The sequence below is a fragment of the Haloarcula sp. H-hyl6 genome (genome assembly GCF_056934455.1).
Genome location: NZ_JBRIIK010000002.1, coordinates 161,706 through 177,591 on the forward strand (window position 1 = coordinate 161,706; position 15,886 = coordinate 177,591).

Here is a 15,886-nt window from a genome sequence, read left to right on the forward strand (position 1 = left end):
GTTCGCCTGACTGGACGAAGAATCTTGTGTCCGTGCGGGCGCTACGTCTCGGTGGCGTGGGCGAAGACGAACGCCCGCAGCAGTTTCGCCGCCAGCGTCGCGGCCTGCCCGTCGTCCCGGTCGTTCACCTCGACCACGTCGAACCCGACGGCCCGCGGGGCGACCGACCGCACCACGTCGCGCATCTCCCGGGGTGCCAGCCCGAACGGTTCGGGCGTGCCGGTCCCCGGCGCGAACCCGGGGTCGGCGGCGTCGATGTCCACCGAGAGGTACACCGACTCGTCGTCGAACGCGGGCGACCAGTCGGCCACGTCCTCGGGCGGGACGGCGGTCACGTCCGCGTCCGCCGCGCGGTCCCACTCGCTCTCGCTCCCCGTCCGAGCGCCCAGCACGACCGCCCGGTCGGCGACAGACAGCGCGTGGTGGGTCACCGTCGCGTGGGAGTACTCGTCGCCGGCGTAGGACTCCCGGAGGTCCAGATGGGCGTCCAGACAGACGAACACGTCCGGGTCGAGTGCCCGCACGGCGGCGACGCTGACGGTGTGTTCGCCGCCGACCACCAGCGGGACGGCCCCGCCCCTGTCGAACTCGGCGAGGGCGCTCTCGAGGAACGTGAGGTACTCGGCGGTGTCGGCCGTCGGGCCGACGTCGCCGTGGTCGTACACCCCCAACTCGGTGAAGTGCCGGCCCGAGCGGTGGTCGAAGTCGTCGAACTGTTCGGCGAAGTCACGGACGCGGCGCGGCCCGAATCGAGCGCCGGGACGGAAAGAGGTCGAGGCGTCCAGCGGCGCCCCCACGAGGGCGTAGTCGGCGGCCTCGCGGTCGGCGGCCGCACCGGGAAACATCGTTACGAGCGGGTAATCTTGCGCTGTTCCTCGTACTCGAGGTACTCGATTTCGTCGTCCGGCTGGAGGTCGACGTCGTCGGGCATGAGCATCGTGAACGTCTCGTAGGTGTCGAGGTCCATGACCTGCGCGTCGTCGCCGCTGACGGAGACGACCTGTCCCTGTTTCCGGTCGATGATGGGGACCCACACCTTCGCGTCGACGGGCTGGGAGAGCGAGCGCTTCTTGCTGTCGAAGACGCCTCGGGCATCGATACGGGCCTTGGCGCTGCCGTGTTTGCCGGGCTTGGCCGTGCTGTAGGAGTCGATTTTACACGGGGCGTCGTCGATCATGACGTAGCTGCCTTCGTCGAGTTCGCGAACCTCAGTCTGCTCTCTTGCCATACGGCCGCGTTACCCCTGTTGGGGTATAAACGGTTTGGAATGGCGCAGTCGCGGGCCTCCGTGCCGAACTGGTCCGCGCGGTGACTCGCTGCGACCGCTGTCAGGGGCGCGACGAGTTGGAAGGGCTTATTACCGGAGAATAGTAGGGAGTGGTATGACACTCACAGACGCGCAGTTCGAACAGTACCAGCGGGACGGCTACGTCGTCGTCGAGGACTGTCTCGACGGTGACATCGTCGAGGCCGTGACGACGCGCATCGAGGCGTACGTCCGGAACGACCGCGAGGAGACGAGGTTCGAGCGGATGCTCGAACCCGAGGCCGACGGCGACGCCCTCGGGGACGCCGACCCGGTCCGGAAGTTCGAGGGTCTCGGGATGGTCCGTGAGGACGACGTGTTCGCCGAGTTGGTCCACGACGAGGCGGTTCTCGACGTGGTCCGGCAGTTGCAGGGCCCGAACCTCCACCTCCTGCGGAGTGCGGCGATGCTGAAACCGCCCCGCGTCGGGAGCGAGAAGAAGTACCACCAGGACGCGGCGTACTACCCCATCCACCCGATGGACCACGTCACCGTCTGGATAGCACTCGACCAGTCGACCACCGAGAACGGGTGTATGCAGGTCGTCCCGGGCGCGCACAAGGACGGCTTGCTCGGCCACGAGGCCATCGAGTACGACACCGACATCACCATCGCCGAGGCCGACTACGGTCCCGAGGACGCCGTCGCCCTGCCGATGGAACCGGGCGACGTCCTGTTCCAGCACTGCCTGCTCCCCCACTACACCGCCCCCAACGAGACGGACGACTGGCGGCGGGCGTACATCGCCTCGTACATGCGGAGTCGCTCGCGGTTCACCGACGAGAACCCGCCGGAGTGGGTCGACAGCTACGACGTGACCGGCGAGAGCTTCGCGGGGTGCGTGTAGATGGCGACCAGCGACTCGGGCGTCCTCTCGCGCTTCTCCGAGATGGGGCCGACGTGGCTCGCGGGCGCAATCGCCACCGGCCCGGCGACCATCGGCGCCCTCGTGACGGCGGGCGCGAGTTTCGACTACACCCTGCTGTGGGTCGTCGTCCTCTCGGCGGTGATGGGCGCGACGGCGCAGTATCTGGCGATGCGCCTCGGCCTCCTCACCGAGGCCGGCATCGTCGCCGCCGTCGAGGCGAACCTCGGCGACGCGTGGGCGTGGCTACTGGTAGCCGATACGGTCGTCGCGGCCGGACTGGCCCAACTGGTCATCATGAAGACGCTGGCCGGCGTGTCGGCGGAAGTCGCGGGCTTCAACCCCGTCGTCTGGGCGGTCGTCTGGGGCGTGGTGCTCGCCGCCGGCCTCGCCGGTGGCGGCTACCGGTTCGCCGAGTGGGGGGCGAAACTGCTCGTCTCTACCGTCGTCCTGCTGTTCGTCGTGTCGCTGTTCGTCGTCCCCATCGACTACGGCGCGGCGGCCGCCGGACTGGTTCCGTCTATCCCGGCCGGCGTCGAGGGGGCGTTGCTCGCCGCCGGCATCCTCGGCGGCGCCGTCCACATCGCGCTGGTGACGATGCAGTCCTACACGATGCGGGCCCGCGGCTGGACCGCCGAGGACGCCGACATCGCCGTCTTCGACGTCGGCGCGTCCATGCTGGTCGCCTTCGGCGTCGCCAGTCTGGCCATCTTCCTCGTCGCCGCGTCGGTGCTCGGCGACCCGAGTCTCGGGGCCGTCGGCGCCGCGAACGCGCTGGGTCCGCTCGTCGGGTCGAACGCGAAGTGGCTCTTCCTGCTGGGCCTGTGGGGTGCGGCCGTGACGACGCTGGGCGGCAACACCGTCGTCCCGCCGTACCTCCTCGCGGACAAGATGGGCTGGGAACAGGACACCGACGACGCCCGGTACCAGGCGGCCATCGCGGCCTTCGCGCTCGTCAGCGTCCTCGGCGTCTTCATCCCCGGGGCCGTCTTCGGCCTGCTGATTCAGGCGCTCGCCATCGGCTTCGTCGGCACGCCGTTCGTGCTGGCGCTCGTGCTGTACCTCCTCAACGACCCGACGGCCGTGCCGAAGACGAACGCCCCCCTGGAGAACGTGGGCGGCCTCCTGCTGGTCGGCATCAGCACCGTCGTCGCCGGGCAGTGGGTCCAGCGGGTGGCGGCCGGGGGCGTCACCGACCCCGTGTCGCTGTCCATCCTCGCGTTCGCGGCGATTCTCGCCGCGGCGATGCTCGGGCTGGTCGGCCTCACGGTCCGGAACTGGCTCACGGAGGCGGACGACCGCCCGATGGCGGCGGACTGAGATGACTGACCGCTCGCTCCCGCTCCACGGGAGGACGCTCGTCGTCGGCCCATCGAACGTCGGCAAGACGCGGCGCACGGCGCTGGCGCTCGACCGCTGGGTCGACCGGCACGGACCGGACGGCTGTGTCGTCCTCGACTTCGCGCCGACGGTCGAACGGGACGGGCGGACCCTCGGCGGGCATCTCACGCAGTTCACCACGGTTCCCGACGGGGCCTCTCACGGCGTCGTCGACGCCCACGCACCGCGTTCGGAGGGTGCGACGGACGCCGAGGCCCTCGCACTCGCCGAGTCGAACGCGGCGGCGGCCGCCGACAGACTGGACGCCGCGCCCGCCGACCCGACGGCCGTCTTCGTCAACGACGCGACCATCGGACTGCAAGCCGACCCCGCCGCGACGAGTCGGCTGACCGACTACTGCGACCGGGCGGACTGTGCGGTTCTGAACGCCTTCGAGAGCGACGAACTCGGGACTGGGAACCCGGTGTCGGCGAACGAACGGCGCGCACTCGACGCGTTGCGAGCGTGGGCGGACCGCGTGGTCGACCTTACCTGAGAGCCGGCGTCGCCCGTTCGACCCGTTCACGTACCGGGAGACACTTATCACCGCCCTGCGACGTCGGAGTCGATGCCCTCTTCACGCCCGTTCGTCGACCGCGCGACTGGCGCACTCGACACGACACAGATTCTCTCGGAGGCGATTCCGCTCGCGAAACTCGTCGGCCTGTTCGTCGCCGTCAGTCTCGTCCCGTTCGCGCTCGTGTTCTTCTTCCTCGGGGACTCGGTCCTCGGCGCGATGTTCTCGGTGCTCGGGCAGTTCGTCCTCGCCGTCGGGGGCGGCGTCGTCCTCGTCTACGCCGTGGCTCGCGGAATGCAACTGTCTGGCGAGTGAGCGCACCTCGGTCGGTCCGGCGGAGTCGCCGCCGGAACGTCAGGCGTCCTCGTCCTCGAACGCCGTCGTCATCCCGCCGGCGCTCTCGCCCTGGCGTTCGCGCATGCTCTGTCGAGTGAACTGCGGTTTCGCGCGGACGCCCTTCTTCGAGCGGAACGACCACCAGAGCGCGCCCGACACCGCGAAGACCCCGACGGCGGCGATGGCGGCGACGAGCGGCGTGGCCTCGGCGTAGAGGAACGCCGTCGAGAAGACCGTGCTGGCGAGCAACATCCCCAGAATCAGCCGCTTGGTCATCGTCGCCAGCAGGCGGTCCGAGTCCTCGATGTCCGCGCGAACTTGCAGGTCCTCCCGCTCGACCCTGTCGAGGACCGATTCGAGTTTCGGCGGGATGCGGACCGCCGACTGGGCGGCGTCCTGCACCTCCGTCGCCCGGTCTTCGACGTAGTTGCGGACGCCGGCGGCGATGTACCCCTCGTCGCGGAGGTACTCGGTGGCGACCGAGATGAAGTCGAAGTCCGGGTCCAGCGTGACGCAGACGCCCTCCACCACCGTCGCCACCCGGAGGACGAGTGCGAGGTTCGACGGCAGGCGGAGCGGGAACTCGTAGATGGTGTCCTCGACCTGCTGGATTATCTGCTGGACGCGGTACTGCTCTATGTCCTCGCCGCGGGCGTCCGCGATGGCCAGTTCCATCACGTCGCCCATCACCTGCCGGTCGGCCTCCGGCGAGAGCGTCCCCATCTCGATGAGTGCGTCGAGGATGGCGTCGATGTTCTGGTCGGCGACGGCGGCGTAGAAGTCGACAATCTTCTCTTGGACGAACGGGTCGACGCGGCCGGACATCCCGAAGTCGTAGAAGACGAGTTTGCCGTCCTCCTGCACGGCGAGGTTCCCCGGGTGTGGGTCGGCGTGGAAGACGCCGTCATCGATAATCATCTGGAGGTACGCCTGCTGGAGCGTCTCGGCCAGTTGGGTCCGGTCGAAGCCGCGTTCGTCTAGGTCCTCGATGTCGTTTATTTTCGTCCCCGGGACGTACTCCATCGTGAGGACCCGCTGTGTCGAGTGTGAGTCGACGACGCGCGGGATGCGGACCCGGTCGTTGTCGGCGAAGTTCTCCCGAATCTCGCCGAGCATCCGGGCCTCGCGCTCGTAGTCCATCTCCTCGCGGATGGTCTTGGCGAACTCGTCGGCCAGCGTCTCCAGCGAGAACGACCGCGACTCGTCGATGAAGTACATCAGCAGCGGTAACGACCACCCGATGACCCGGAGGTCGGCCTCCACGAGGTCCTCTATGTCCGGCCGACGGACCTTCACCGCCACTCGCTCGCCGTCTACCTCGGCCCGGTACACCTGCCCGAGCGAGGCCCCGCTGATGGCGTCGGTCTCGAACTCGGCGAACCGCTCCTCGACGGGGCCGAGTTCCGATTCGAGGACCTGTCGGGCCCTCTCCCACTCCGCGGGCGGGACGCGGTCCTGCAGTTTCGAGAACTCGTCGATGTACTCCGGCGGGAGGATGTCGGGCCGCGTCGAGAGCAACTGCCCGAGTTTGATGAACGTCGGTCCCAACCGAAGCATAGAGTCGAGGAGCGCGCTCGCACGCTGGCGTCGCTGTTCGCTGGTGACCTGCCGGGACGACCCGAACAGCAGGAACCGGTTCCGGTCGCGAGCGTACGCGAGCAACAGCGGCAGGAACTGCCTGGCGACGACGAAGAACCGCCAGTACGCGCGGAGATTCACCTACAGGGCACCCCGCGCTCAGGCCTCGTCGATGGGGATTGTCGTGCTCGGCGCGGCGGTGGCCTTCGGGAGGGTGAGTTCGAGGACGCCGCGGTCGACGTGGCCCTCGGCCCCCTGCCCCGTGGCGTCCGGCGGGAGCGGCAGTTCCACGTCGAGGAACACCGACCGGTCCTCCTCGACGAACCGGAACTCCCGGGGGACGTCTTTCGTGCGCTGCCCTTCGACGACGAGACGGCCGCCCTCGACGCTGACGTCGACCGTCTCCGCGGTCACGCCCGGTAGGTCGAGGACGAGCAGGTACGCTTCCTCGGATTCGAGTACGTCCGCGAACACGGCGTCGGGAAGGTCCCGCAACGCCTCACGCAGCGCTGACATGGACTGCCCTAGGGCGGGCGGTGCGTTAAACCCGGCGGTATCGGCATCGTCAGGAGTACTCGGCGGTCACAGCACGACCGGACCGAGGAAGAAGAGCCCCAGCACGAGGGCCACGAGGCCGATACCCGCGCGCAGGAGGCCGCCGCGGGCGATTCGCCACGCGGTCCCGCGTTCCGTCGTGTCCGAGATGACGAAGACCGGCGTCCCACGACCGTCGCCGAGGACGGCGTCCACGAGGTCACTGCCCCACTCGACGGGCGGGCCGCGGGTCGCCTGTCCGTAGACGTACACCGCCTCGCCCACGTCGAGTCGCCGCTCGGTGAACCGCTGTTCGTTGCCGACGTTGAGTTCCGTGACCAGTAGGTTCATGGTCCGGTCCTGCGCGTCCACGGCGTCCGTCTCGGCGACGTACCTCGCGAGTCTGTCGGGTAACTCGGTGCCCGGCGAGACGGTCACTGAGTGGGCCTCGAAACGCACGTCCGCCCCGGTCGGGTCCACGCGAACCCGGCCGGTGCCGTCGTCGACGACGAAGTCCGCACCGTCCATCCCCTCGTCTAGCGTGTGCCACGAGGAACTCTTGCCCGACGAGCGGAGTTCCTCGACTTCGTACGTGTAGGCCAGACACGCCGCCCCGGTGAACGGTGCCGTCACCGTCCCGCCGTCGCCCTCGACGGCCGTGCCGGTCACCTCGGCGGGGCCGGTGTAACCGTGCAACTCGCGGACCGGGAGCGGGTCGTTCAGGAGGATGTGCCCTGCGGTGGTGAGTTCGCGCCCTCCGGTGTAGAGGAGGTAGACGGCGACGGCGGCCACCCCGAGGGCGACCAACTGCGGGAGGACCATGCCCGGACCGGCGTCTGCGAGGCGCAAAAGCGTTCCCTCCGACCGGCCCGGACTGCCGCACTCCGGAGTCTTTTGGCTCGCGGGCCCCAACGTACCGTATGGCCGGGAGTTCGCCGTCGGACGCCGGGGAGTGCAGTCTGGAGACCGCCCGCCGTCAACTCGGCGGGTACGCCGTCCCAGTGGACCGGACCGACCGCATCCCGCTCTCGGTGTCCGTCGGGCGAGTGCTCGCGACGGACGCGACCGCCAACGAACGGGTCCCCGACGCGGCCATCGACGCCGGCGAGGTGGTGTTCGAGCGCGGCCGACAGGTCGCGCCCGCCGACGTGGGTCTGCTGAAGGCCGCCGGCGTCACCGAACTGCTGGTCCGTCAGCGCCCGCAGGTCGGCGTCGTCCCGACGGGGGACGAACTCGCGCAGTACGGCGACGGAGGGCCCGACGCCGTCGAGACGGCCGGGTTCACGCTCGCGCAGTACCTCGACCGCTGGGGCGGGAAAGTCACCTACCGCGACCCGGTGGCCGACGACCCGCCCGCGCTCCGGATGGCCGTCCAGCGGGACCTGACTCGGGACGTGCTCGTCGTCACCGGCACCGAACCGGGGGACGCCCTCCGGGGGGTGGTACGTGACCTCGGGGACGTGATAGCGGACCGCGTCGCCATCTCGCCGGGCCGCGAGACGGGGGTGGCCGTCGTCGAGGACCGCCCGGTACTCCTCCTGCCCGAGTCGCCGGTCGCCGCCCGCGTCGGCGCGGTGCAACTCCTCAGGCCCCTGGTGAAGGCGTTCGCCGACGCGCCGCTGACGCCGCATCCGATGCGGACCGCGCCGCTCACGGAGAGCATCGAGGCCGCCGCGTCGCTCCGTACGTTCGTCCCGGTGGCGCTCGGCGACGAGGGGGCGACCCCGCTCGCGGGGACGGACCTCGCCACGGCGACGCGGGCCGACGGGTGGGTGACGGTCCCCGAGGGGACGGACGGACCGGCCGCTGGGGACAGCGTCGCCGTCGAGGACTGGGACTACCTCCCCTAGAGGTCGAGCAGGGAGGTGACGCGGTGGTCGCCGCGCACGCATCGGTCCGCAGCGAGCGGCGACTCACGCTCGACGTGGATGCCGTCGAGGCCGGCGTTCCACGCCGCGCCGATGTCGCCGGGGTTGTCGCCCGCCAGCGCGCCGACGTGACCGTTGTGGCCGACGCCCATCTCACCCATCGCCCGATGGACCGGGGCAGGGTCCGGTTTCCAGCCGATGTCGTCGTCACAGCAGACCACGGTGTCGAACCAGTCGGCGATGTCGAGGTGGTCGAGGACGGGCATCGTCAGGTAGCGCTGGCAGTGCGTCACCAGTCCCACGGGGTCGGTGCGGTCTGCGAGGAACTCCTCGGCGTCGTCGTAGAGGTACGTCGCTTCGGCGCGGGCCTGCGGGTCCTCCTCGTCGTGGAAGGCGGCCCAGAACCGCTCCGGGTCTACGTCTCGTTCGGCGAGCAACTCTTCCCGCGCGTCACCTTGGCCGTACCACAGGAGGGCGGCGTCTCGCTCCGTGAACCCCTGACCGAGGCGGTCGCCGACTCGGGCCATGACTTCGGCCGGGTACGACGGGTCGACGTCGACTAACGTTCCGTCGAGGTCGAACAGCCAGAAGTCGTAGTTGTGGGGCATAGGGACAAATCTCTATGGTAGTTCGAGGTATAGTCTTTCTGGCCCTAACGGGGCCGTAGAGAGTGACTAACCCGGTCCCGGTGTCACTCGACGCGGATGGAACTCCCCAGGTACTTCGAGAGGACTTCGGTGACGCTGTCGGCGTTGAACGCGTCCAAGTCCGCGGCGATGGACGTCTTCAACGCGTCCAGATACGCCTCGCTCGTCTGGAGTTCGCTGAACGACGCCGACTCCACGGGGACGCCCAGCGCGTCTTCGGCCCACTGACGGCCGTACGCGTCGTCGCCCAACTCCCCCCGCCAGAGCGTGTCGCGGAAGAACAGCCACCCGTCCTCGCCCGGCGGGTCGGCCGCGCGGGAGACCACCGTCTCGAATCGGTCGGGGTCAGCCGTCACTCCCGACTTCGGAGCGAGTCTGACCGTCACGCGGAACACGTAGCGGGCCGGCGCGTCGGCGGGGTCCGTCTCCGGCACGGGCCTAGTCGTAGATTCCGTTCAACCGCTCGGCCATGTCGACGTCGTTGCCCGTGATACCGCCCGCGTCGTGGGTGGTCAGACGCACTTCGACCTCGCCCCAGCGGATGGTCATCTCGGGGTGGTGCCACGCGTCCTCGGCGACGCCCGCGGCGGCGCTCAGGAACCCCGACGCGTCGAGATAGGCGTCGAACTCGAAGGTTCGGACGATTTCGTCCCCGTCTCGCTCCCAGCCGTCGGGGAGGCGCTCGGCTATCTCCGAGTCGGAAAGCAGGTCTGCCATACGCCACCGGTCGCCTGCCAGCCGCAAAACAGTTGTGTCGGTCCGGTCAGTCGGCGTCCAGTCGCTCTCTGAGGCGGCGCTGGACGACCAGCACCGCGACGACGACGGCGGCGAGGCTCACGAACAGCCACGTCGGGAGGTCCGCGTTCCGGAGGCCGACCCACACCGCCGCCAGCCCCAGCGCGGCGACCAGCAGGCACCCGTAGGTGAACGCCTGCACCAGTCGCCGCTCGCGCCGCCGCTGTGCCTCGGTGTAGTTCGTCACCTCGTACAAACCGCCGACGGCGACGACGACGAACCCGACGCCGACGACGAACGGGAGCGGGGCGACCATCAGTCGTCGGCTAACTGGTCGAGGACCGCCGCCGGCACCTCGTCGCGCATCCCCTCGGGGATGTCTTCGAGGGACATGTCCTCGGGGAACGTCGAGGGGTCCACGCCGTCCGGTCCGAAGTCGGGGTCGAACAGTTCCAGCGCGGTCTGGATGGTCGACCAGTCGTCCTCTTCGGCGGCGTCGCGCAGGCTCCGGGTCGGCGCGGCGAGCAGTTGGGAGACGATGGCGTCGGCCATCGCCTCGACGACTTCGCGCTGTTCCTCGTCGAAGTCCGTGCCGGCCATCGCCGTGTTGAGTTCGGCGGCCTTGACCTGCTCTGCGCTCTCGTACATCGCCGAGATGACGCGGTCGGCCCGCTTGCGCTTGTACTGCGTGAGGAGGTGGTCGAACTCCTCGTCGACGAGTCGCTCGACCGCTTCGGCGGCCTGTCGGCGCTGGGCGCGGGTCTCCTCGGTGACCGACTCCAGCGCGTCGAGGTCGTAGACGGTGACGCCGGGCAGGCGGTCGGCGCCCGCAGGCACGTCCCGTGGCTGGGCGATGTCCACGACGTACGTCTCGCCCGCCTCGGCGAACGTGCCGGCGTCGAACACGTGGTCGTTGCTCCCCGTCGCCGAGACGACGATGCGGGCCTCCTCGACGGCGGCCTCGGCGGCGTCCAGCGCGACGGCGCTCCCGTCGGCGTCGACGGCTTCCGCGACGTGTTCGGCGTGGGGCACGGTCCGGTTGGCGACGATGACGCGGTCGACCCGCTCTGCGAGGGCCTTCGCGGCGAGTTGCCCCATCTCGCCGGCGCCGACGACGAGGGCCGTCTCGCCGTCGAGCGGACACTCGCGGTCGACCAGTCGGACGGCGGCCGACGCGAGCGAGACGACGCCCTCGTTGATGCTCGTCTCGGTGCGGGCGCGCTCGCCGACGTGGATGGCCTTCGTCACGCCGTCCTCCAGCAGTCGCCCGATGCCACCGACGCCGCGGGCGTCCTCGTAGGCGTCGCGTAACTGGCCGAGAATCTGGTCCTCACCGAGGACGATGGATTCGAGGCCCGCCGCCACGCGAAGGAGGTGGCGCAGGCTCTCCTCGTGGTCCATCGTCACCGGGACGTCCTCGGGGATGTCCCGCGTGAACAGGGACAGCGCCTCGCGGCCAGTCTCGTGGTCGGTCGCGACGACGTACCCCTCCGTCCGGTTGCACGTCTGGAGGACCAGCGCCTCCTCGACGCCCGGACGGGAGAGAAGCATCTCGACGGCGTGGCGCTGGCTCTCCGCCGCCGCCGTCTCCAGTTGGTCGACGCTCGCGCGGTCGTGCGAGACGCGAACGCCGACGATGACGCCAGAGTCGCCCATCACGAGGTATCACCCGGGAAATCTCCGATCACGTCTTCTGCTACCTGTCGGGCCTTGGACCTGCCACTATCTAAAGCCTTCCAAACCTCGCCGTCTCTGACCACCGCTCGGACGGCGTCGCGCCGTTGGGCCGGCGGTACGCCCGCAGATTTGAGGGTCTCCCGCAGGTCGCCGGTCAACTCGGCCATCTCGCCGGCGCCGGCGAACTCGGACTCGACCTGCTCGCGGATGTGTTTCGACAGCGCCGGCGAGCGCCCGCCGGTAGCGACGGCCACCGTCACCGGGTCGTCCCGAACGGTGGCCGGGACGACCACGTTGCCGAACGCTTGCTCGCCGTGGTCGTCGGCGCGGTTGACGAGTGCGCCGCGCGCCCGGGCGGCCGACTCGGCGGCCGCGTTCAGGTCCGGGTCGTCCGTCGCGGCGACGACCAACGCGGGGTCGGCCCGGTCGACCCACTCGCGGACCGAGTCGGCGTCGGGCGCGGCCCGGACCAGTTCGGCCCCGCCGAAGTCTCGGTCCGCGAACGCGGGGCTGACGACGACGACGGACGCCTCCGCGGCGAACCGACGGGCCTTCCGGGCGCCGACGGGACCGCCGCCGACGACGAGAACGGTCTCGCCCTCGAAGTCGTGCAGTAGCGGTATCATCCCTGGTCGGGGGCCGATTCGACGTTCGCTTCGGCTCTATCCTCAACTCTGATGCCCGTCTTCTTCAATATTCGCGTCGAAAACAGGGTGTCCCAGTCGCCGTCGCCCACGTCCCAGTACTCCGACATCCGGTCGTGGACCTGTCGGATGCGTCGGTCGCTCTCCTCCTCGGTCCGACCGTGCGTCATCGCGAAGAAGTTGTACGGCCAGACGCCCTCGTGGCGCGGCCGCTCGTAACAGTGCGTGACGAAGTCGAACTCGGCGATGGCCGGCCCCACCTCGTCCACGACGTCGTCGGGGACGTCCCAGACGGTCATCCCGTTCTCGGAGTAGCCCAGCGCGTAGTGATTCGGGATAGCGCCGACGCGACGGACCTTCCCCTCCAGATTGAACCGCTTGATGGTCGCGAGGACCCACTCGGTGTCGGCCCCGATAGCGTCGGCCACGTCCGCGTAGGGCGTCTCGGTCACGGGGAGACCGCCCTGAATCTCCAGTACGAGGTCGAGTTCCGCGGGCGTCAGCGACTGCCGGTCGGTCGGGGTCACGTCGGGGCCGGCGTCCGAACAGTCGACGGCCTGCGTCTGTGGCCCCTCGACCGGGAACTTCGCGCCGACGTGGAACTCCTGCTGTTTGGGCAGGTTGAACGTCGGTTCGCCCGTCTCGGCCTCGATGTCGGCCAACACCTCCTCGACGCGGGCCTCGTCCACGACGGAGAGGACAAACCACATGTTGAGGTACGGGTGTTCGCGCTCGTAGTTGTGGGCCACCTCGGGGTGGGCGTTGACCATCTCTGCGTGGTCGTCGTAGGCGTCCTCGGGCGCGTGTGTCGCCACCAGCGTCGCCGTCCCGCCGATTGCTTCGGCGTCGATGAGGGCACCGAAGCGCGTCAGGACGCCCGCCTCGTCGAGCCGCTGGACGCGTTCGAGCAGTTCCGCGCCCGTCAGGTCGACGCCGTGTTCGGCGAGCGCTGCCGCCGCCGGTTCGAAGGGCCGCTCGACGACCGGGAACCCGCCCTGAAACGCGTTGAGGATAGCGCTGTCCACCCGCCCGAGGTCTTCGCTCATGGTCGAGACTCGGGACTGGGCGAATAAAAACGGCGCGGGAGCGCCCTCGACGCGAGGGGGCGACGCGGCCACGCCGCGCGTCTCTCTGGGGTCGGCACGCGCTCCGCCCGAGTGCTTTAGCGCCTCCAGCACCTACGTCACGCGTGCAGATATCCACCGCTGAACTGGCGGTGCGGTTGCTCGTCTACTGTGTCGTACTGGTCGGTGCGCCGCTCTTTTTCGTCCTCCTGTTCCGCCTCATGGACTACGCCGCGAAGGACACCCTCGTCGAGCAGTTCAGCGGCCGACGCGCCGGTCTCGACACCGGCCAGCTAAACGCCTACTTCGAGAGCGCGGGCGTGGAGGCCCAGACCTGCCGGTTCTGCGGGTCGGCCAACGGACCGAACTACACCTACTGTCACAACTGTCAGGAACGCCTCGCCGACTGACTCAGTCGCCGCGGACCCCGGTGACCTCGAAGCCCCGGTCCGCGATAGCGTCGAGGATGGCCTCGTGGTCGGCGCTGGCCTCGTAGTAGAACACGAGGTCGAACGACCCGTTGCGGAGCAGTTGCTGACACTCCCAGACGAACTCCTCGCCGTCGAGCGTCAGGCCCTGGTGCTGGTTCGACGCGAACTCGGGGTCGTCGCTGCCGGAGTAGACGAACGTGTCCGTGGGGTCCATCCCGTACCCCTCGGCGATGTCGTCGCCGACGTCGATGGTGGCCTGCATCATCTCTATCTCGTCGCTGCCGTCGTACTCGGTGTGGACGACGGCGCCGTTGAGTCGAATCTCGCCGGGCTCCAGAAGCTGTTTGGTCCGGCGATACAGGTCGTCGTCGAGTGCGTCGGCGTCGCTCATACCGGACGTCGGCCTGCCGGTGCCTAATGCACTTCGGATTCAGGCCGCCGTAGCGGCCGCTCTCGCCGCGACGAGGTCGTCACAACCGCCGAACGTGTTCGTCTACAACCGTTTGAGGTTCTCGGCGCGCGGGCCCTTGTCGGCCTGCACGATGTCGAACTCGACCTCCTGTCCCTCCTCGAGGTCGGGACCGCCGACGTCCTCCATGTGGAAGAACACGTCCTCCTCGGAGTCCTCCGTCTCGATGAAGCCGTACCCGCCCGTGTCGTTGAAGAAGTCGACTGTGCCTGTCGCCATCGTCACAACCTCTTGAGGTTCTTCGCTCGCGGACCCTTGTCCGCCTGCTCGATGTCGAACTCGACCTCCTGTCCCTCCTCGAGGTCGGGACCGCCGACGTCCTCCATGTGGAAGAACACGTCCTCGTCCGCGTCCTCTGTTTCGATGAAGCCGTAACCGCCCGTGTCGTTGAAGAAGTCTACCGTACCGGTCGCCATTGCAACTTCCCGTATGCGCCGAGGGTATTAAAACCATGCGGCGCTCTCACACGGACGGTCGGAGCCACAAACGCCTTATCGTTCGGTTGATACACTACGGACGATGCGAGACAGGGTCCGAAGTCTCGGCTACGCCGCCTACGAGCGGGTGCTCCGCTGGGAGCTATCCGGGACCCCCGGTCACGTCGCCGTCATTCAGGACGGCAACCGCCGCTACGCCCGCGAGCAGGGCGTCGAGACGAAACAGGGACACAGCGAGGGCGCCGAGACGACGGAGTCGCTGCTGCACTGGTGCGACGAACTCGGCATCGACGAGGTGACGCTGTACGCCTTCTCGACGGAGAACTTCGACCGCCCCGAGGACCAACGCGAGTACATCTTCGACCTCGTCGAGGAGAAACTCCGCACGTTCGCGGACGCCGACCGGGTCCACGACGCGGAAGTCTGCATCCGGGCCATCGGCGAGACCGAGATGCTCCCCGAACGGGTACAAGAGGCCATCGACTACGCCGAGGGCCGGACCGCCCAGTACGACCGCCTGAACCTCAACATCGCGCTCGCCTACGGTGGGCGCGCGGAACTCCTCGGTGCGGCCCGGGACGTGGCCGAGGACGTCGAGGCGGGCGAGTTGGCCCCCGACGACGTCGACGTCGACACTATCGAAGAGTACCTCTACGAAGGACCGACCTGTGACGTGGACCTCATCGTGCGAACGGGTGGCGACGAGCGCACCTCGAACTTCCTCCCGTGGCACGCCAACGGCAACGAGGCGGCGACGTTCTTCTGTACGCCCTACTGGCCCGAGTTCCGGAAGATAGACTTCCTCCGGGCTATCCGCACCTACCAGAACCGCGAGGAGTCGTGGCGCACCACTCGCGCCCGGCGGGCGCGTACCCTCGTCCGCGCCGTCGAGAACGCCGAGGTTCCGCAGGCCCGTCGGGTCCTCGCCCGGTTCAGGGACGCCCTACCGAGCGGCGAACGCGAGGACCTGGACGAGGAGTACGAGACGGCGAACTGACGGCTTGCCTGTGCAGGCCGCAAGTGTACCCGTCGGCGGACCAAAGGGTCGTCCCATGCCTATCAGTCCGTCCGACGCTAGAGAGTTGTTCGATGCCGAACTCGACCCGCCGGTCGACAGCGACACCGTCGCCGAGACGGTCGGTGACCGGACGATAGCGGCACAGGGCGGTGACGGGACCACCATCGAGACAATCGTCGAGCGAAGCGACACGGCGGAGTTCCAGACGGTGGCGGAACTCCACGACACGGTGATGGCCAACCTCGGCGACGACCACGTCGGCCGCGAGAACTACGACGACCGGTCTTCGAACCCTGGCCGAGACGAAGAGGAGACGCTCTGACGCCGCGTCAAACGTGTTTTTGCGTCGCCCGTCCCGGCTCAGAGGCCGTGAGAGAGTA

The 15,886-nt window shown here is 68.9% G+C and carries 23 protein-coding genes; 8 read left to right on the top strand and 15 right to left on the bottom strand.

Annotation, left to right across the window (positions count from 1 at the left end; genetic code table 11):
• Positions 1 to 41: 41 nt before the first annotated feature.
• Complete coding sequence (gene speB / locus Hhyl6_RS14130) at positions 42 to 845, bottom strand: agmatinase (protein WP_483739901.1); 804 nt, start codon at positions 843 to 845, stop codon at positions 42 to 44.
• A 2-nt stretch (positions 846 to 847) separates the two neighbouring features.
• Positions 848 to 1,228, bottom strand: coding sequence for a translation initiation factor IF-5A (locus tag Hhyl6_RS14135; protein WP_470312148.1), 381 nt, complete (start codon positions 1,226 to 1,228; stop codon positions 848 to 850).
• Positions 1,229 to 1,382: 154 nt separating this feature from the next.
• On the opposite strand from Hhyl6_RS14135, the gene Hhyl6_RS14140 reads away from it, so the two are divergent.
• From Hhyl6_RS14140 to Hhyl6_RS14155, 4 genes are all read left to right on the top strand, one after another.
• A complete protein-coding gene (locus tag Hhyl6_RS14140) occupies positions 1,383 to 2,153 on the top strand; it encodes a phytanoyl-CoA dioxygenase family protein (RefSeq protein WP_483739902.1) in 771 nt (256 codons plus the stop codon).
• Positions 2,154 to 3,491: an NRAMP family divalent metal transporter gene (locus Hhyl6_RS14145; RefSeq protein WP_483739903.1), complete on the top strand. Its 1,338-nt coding sequence runs from the start codon at positions 2,154 to 2,156 to the stop codon at positions 3,489 to 3,491.
• A 1-nt stretch (position 3,492) separates the two neighbouring features.
• A complete protein-coding gene (locus tag Hhyl6_RS14150) occupies positions 3,493 to 4,047 on the top strand; it encodes a hypothetical protein (protein ID WP_483739904.1) in 555 nt (184 codons plus the stop codon).
• Positions 4,048 to 4,119: 72 nt separating this feature from the next.
• The gene (locus Hhyl6_RS14155) at positions 4,120 to 4,383 is read left to right on the top strand and encodes a hypothetical protein (protein ID WP_483739905.1); all 264 of its coding nucleotides are present in this window, start codon (positions 4,120 to 4,122) and stop codon (positions 4,381 to 4,383) included.
• A 39-nt stretch (positions 4,384 to 4,422) separates the two neighbouring features.
• On the opposite strand, the gene Hhyl6_RS14160 is transcribed toward Hhyl6_RS14155, so the two are convergent.
• From Hhyl6_RS14160 to Hhyl6_RS14170, 3 genes are all read right to left on the bottom strand, one after another.
• Positions 4,423 to 6,123: an ABC1 kinase family protein gene (locus tag Hhyl6_RS14160; protein WP_483739906.1), complete on the bottom strand. Its 1,701-nt coding sequence runs from the start codon at positions 6,121 to 6,123 to the stop codon at positions 4,423 to 4,425.
• An 18-nt stretch (positions 6,124 to 6,141) separates the two neighbouring features.
• Positions 6,142 to 6,498 (bottom strand): Hsp20/alpha crystallin family protein, encoded by a 357-nt coding sequence (locus tag Hhyl6_RS14165; RefSeq protein ID WP_483739907.1) that lies wholly within the window; start codon positions 6,496 to 6,498, stop codon positions 6,142 to 6,144.
• Between the two features lie 66 nt (positions 6,499 to 6,564).
• Positions 6,565 to 7,338, bottom strand: coding sequence for a GIDE domain-containing protein (locus Hhyl6_RS14170; protein ID WP_483739908.1), 774 nt, complete (start codon positions 7,336 to 7,338; stop codon positions 6,565 to 6,567).
• A 98-nt stretch (positions 7,339 to 7,436) separates the two neighbouring features.
• Here Hhyl6_RS14170 and Hhyl6_RS14175 point away from each other — a divergent pair, with 98 nt between their 5' ends.
• Positions 7,437 to 8,366, top strand: a complete 930-nt coding sequence (locus tag Hhyl6_RS14175; protein WP_483739909.1) for a molybdopterin-binding protein — start codon at positions 7,437 to 7,439, stop codon at positions 8,364 to 8,366.
• On the opposite strand, the gene Hhyl6_RS14180 is transcribed toward Hhyl6_RS14175, so the two are convergent.
• The 7 genes from Hhyl6_RS14180 to ahbB form a co-directional block, all read right to left on the bottom strand.
• Positions 8,363 to 8,992: an HAD family hydrolase gene (locus tag Hhyl6_RS14180; RefSeq protein ID WP_483739910.1), complete on the bottom strand. Its 630-nt coding sequence runs from the start codon at positions 8,990 to 8,992 to the stop codon at positions 8,363 to 8,365. The two genes, Hhyl6_RS14175 and Hhyl6_RS14180, sit on opposite strands and share 4 nt — an antisense overlap.
• Before the next feature lie 83 nt (positions 8,993 to 9,075).
• On the bottom strand, positions 9,076 to 9,465 hold the full coding sequence (gene lwrS / locus Hhyl6_RS14185; RefSeq protein WP_483739911.1) for an LWR-salt protein: 390 nt from the start codon (positions 9,463 to 9,465) through the stop codon (positions 9,076 to 9,078).
• 4 nt (positions 9,466 to 9,469) lie between these two features.
• Positions 9,470 to 9,748 carry a 4a-hydroxytetrahydrobiopterin dehydratase gene (locus tag Hhyl6_RS14190; RefSeq protein ID WP_483739912.1) on the bottom strand — a complete coding sequence of 93 codons (279 nt, stop codon included), beginning with the start codon at positions 9,746 to 9,748 and terminating at the stop codon, positions 9,470 to 9,472.
• A gap of 46 nt (positions 9,749 to 9,794) precedes the next feature.
• Complete coding sequence (locus Hhyl6_RS14195; protein ID WP_483739913.1) at positions 9,795 to 10,082, bottom strand: hypothetical protein; 288 nt, start codon at positions 10,080 to 10,082, stop codon at positions 9,795 to 9,797.
• A complete protein-coding gene (gene hemA / locus Hhyl6_RS14200) occupies positions 10,082 to 11,425 on the bottom strand; it encodes a glutamyl-tRNA reductase (protein ID WP_483739914.1) in 1,344 nt (447 codons plus the stop codon). The genes Hhyl6_RS14195 and hemA overlap by 1 nt, the downstream gene beginning before the upstream one ends.
• A complete protein-coding gene (locus tag Hhyl6_RS14205) occupies positions 11,422 to 12,069 on the bottom strand; it encodes a precorrin-2 dehydrogenase/sirohydrochlorin ferrochelatase family protein (protein ID WP_483739915.1) in 648 nt (215 codons plus the stop codon). The genes hemA and Hhyl6_RS14205 overlap by 4 nt, the downstream gene beginning before the upstream one ends.
• Positions 12,066 to 13,133, bottom strand: coding sequence for a siroheme decarboxylase subunit beta (gene ahbB / locus Hhyl6_RS14210; RefSeq protein WP_483739916.1), 1,068 nt, complete (start codon positions 13,131 to 13,133; stop codon positions 12,066 to 12,068). The genes Hhyl6_RS14205 and ahbB overlap by 4 nt, the downstream gene beginning before the upstream one ends.
• Before the next feature lie 143 nt (positions 13,134 to 13,276).
• On the opposite strand from ahbB, the gene Hhyl6_RS14215 reads away from it, so the two are divergent.
• The gene (locus Hhyl6_RS14215; RefSeq protein WP_483739917.1) at positions 13,277 to 13,561 is read left to right on the top strand and encodes a DUF7577 domain-containing protein; all 285 of its coding nucleotides are present in this window, start codon (positions 13,277 to 13,279) and stop codon (positions 13,559 to 13,561) included.
• A gap of 1 nt (position 13,562) precedes the next feature.
• Here Hhyl6_RS14215 and Hhyl6_RS14220 read toward each other — a convergent pair whose 3' ends face one another.
• From Hhyl6_RS14220 to Hhyl6_RS14230, 3 genes are all read right to left on the bottom strand, one after another.
• Positions 13,563 to 13,973 (bottom strand): DUF5778 family protein, encoded by a 411-nt coding sequence (locus Hhyl6_RS14220; RefSeq protein ID WP_483739918.1) that lies wholly within the window; start codon positions 13,971 to 13,973, stop codon positions 13,563 to 13,565.
• A 102-nt stretch (positions 13,974 to 14,075) separates the two neighbouring features.
• Positions 14,076 to 14,270, bottom strand: a complete 195-nt coding sequence (locus Hhyl6_RS14225) for a cold-shock protein (RefSeq protein ID WP_483739919.1) — start codon at positions 14,268 to 14,270, stop codon at positions 14,076 to 14,078.
• Positions 14,271 to 14,272: 2 nt separating this feature from the next.
• Positions 14,273 to 14,467: a cold-shock protein gene (locus Hhyl6_RS14230; protein ID WP_483739920.1), complete on the bottom strand. Its 195-nt coding sequence runs from the start codon at positions 14,465 to 14,467 to the stop codon at positions 14,273 to 14,275.
• Between the two features lie 103 nt (positions 14,468 to 14,570).
• Here Hhyl6_RS14230 and uppS point away from each other — a divergent pair, with 103 nt between their 5' ends.
• Together uppS and Hhyl6_RS14240 are read left to right on the top strand one after the other, a co-directional pair.
• Positions 14,571 to 15,485 carry a polyprenyl diphosphate synthase gene (gene uppS / locus Hhyl6_RS14235; protein ID WP_483739921.1) on the top strand — a complete coding sequence of 305 codons (915 nt, stop codon included), beginning with the start codon at positions 14,571 to 14,573 and terminating at the stop codon, positions 15,483 to 15,485.
• Between the two features lie 55 nt (positions 15,486 to 15,540).
• A complete protein-coding gene (locus Hhyl6_RS14240; RefSeq protein ID WP_483739922.1) occupies positions 15,541 to 15,828 on the top strand; it encodes a DUF5789 family protein in 288 nt (95 codons plus the stop codon).
• Positions 15,829 to 15,886: the final 58 nt, after the last annotated feature.

Excerpts from the sequence above, each read along its gene's own strand:
- speB (WP_483739901.1), bottom strand. The coding sequence starts at position 845 with ATGTTTCCCGGTGCGGCCGCCGACCGCGAGGCCGCCGACTACGCCCTC.
- Hhyl6_RS14135 (WP_470312148.1), bottom strand. The coding sequence starts at position 1,228 with ATGGCAAGAGAGCAGACTGAGGTTCGCGAACTCGACGAAGGCAGCTAC.
- Hhyl6_RS14140 (WP_483739902.1), top strand. The coding sequence starts at position 1,383 with ATGACACTCACAGACGCGCAGTTCGAACAGTACCAGCGGGACGGCTAC.
- Hhyl6_RS14145 (WP_483739903.1), top strand. The coding sequence starts at position 2,154 with ATGGCGACCAGCGACTCGGGCGTCCTCTCGCGCTTCTCCGAGATGGGG.
- Hhyl6_RS14150 (WP_483739904.1), top strand. The coding sequence starts at position 3,493 with ATGACTGACCGCTCGCTCCCGCTCCACGGGAGGACGCTCGTCGTCGGC.
- Hhyl6_RS14155 (WP_483739905.1), top strand. The coding sequence starts at position 4,120 with ATGCCCTCTTCACGCCCGTTCGTCGACCGCGCGACTGGCGCACTCGAC.
- Hhyl6_RS14165 (WP_483739907.1), bottom strand. The coding sequence starts at position 6,498 with ATGTCAGCGCTGCGTGAGGCGTTGCGGGACCTTCCCGACGCCGTGTTC.
- Hhyl6_RS14170 (WP_483739908.1), bottom strand. The coding sequence starts at position 7,338 with ATGGTCCTCCCGCAGTTGGTCGCCCTCGGGGTGGCCGCCGTCGCCGTC.
- Hhyl6_RS14175 (WP_483739909.1), top strand. The coding sequence starts at position 7,437 with ATGGCCGGGAGTTCGCCGTCGGACGCCGGGGAGTGCAGTCTGGAGACC.
- Hhyl6_RS14180 (WP_483739910.1), bottom strand. The coding sequence starts at position 8,992 with ATGCCCCACAACTACGACTTCTGGCTGTTCGACCTCGACGGAACGTTA.
- Hhyl6_RS14190 (WP_483739912.1), bottom strand. The coding sequence starts at position 9,748 with ATGGCAGACCTGCTTTCCGACTCGGAGATAGCCGAGCGCCTCCCCGAC.
- Hhyl6_RS14195 (WP_483739913.1), bottom strand. The coding sequence starts at position 10,082 with ATGGTCGCCCCGCTCCCGTTCGTCGTCGGCGTCGGGTTCGTCGTCGTC.
- Hhyl6_RS14205 (WP_483739915.1), bottom strand. The coding sequence starts at position 12,069 with ATGATACCGCTACTGCACGACTTCGAGGGCGAGACCGTTCTCGTCGTC.
- ahbB (WP_483739916.1), bottom strand. The coding sequence starts at position 13,133 with ATGAGCGAAGACCTCGGGCGGGTGGACAGCGCTATCCTCAACGCGTTT.
- Hhyl6_RS14220 (WP_483739918.1), bottom strand. The coding sequence starts at position 13,973 with ATGAGCGACGCCGACGCACTCGACGACGACCTGTATCGCCGGACCAAA.
- Hhyl6_RS14225 (WP_483739919.1), bottom strand. The coding sequence starts at position 14,270 with ATGGCGACAGGCACAGTCGACTTCTTCAACGACACGGGCGGGTACGGC.
- Hhyl6_RS14230 (WP_483739920.1), bottom strand. The coding sequence starts at position 14,467 with ATGGCGACCGGTACGGTAGACTTCTTCAACGACACGGGCGGTTACGGC.
- uppS (WP_483739921.1), top strand. The coding sequence starts at position 14,571 with ATGCGAGACAGGGTCCGAAGTCTCGGCTACGCCGCCTACGAGCGGGTG.
- Hhyl6_RS14240 (WP_483739922.1), top strand. The coding sequence starts at position 15,541 with ATGCCTATCAGTCCGTCCGACGCTAGAGAGTTGTTCGATGCCGAACTC.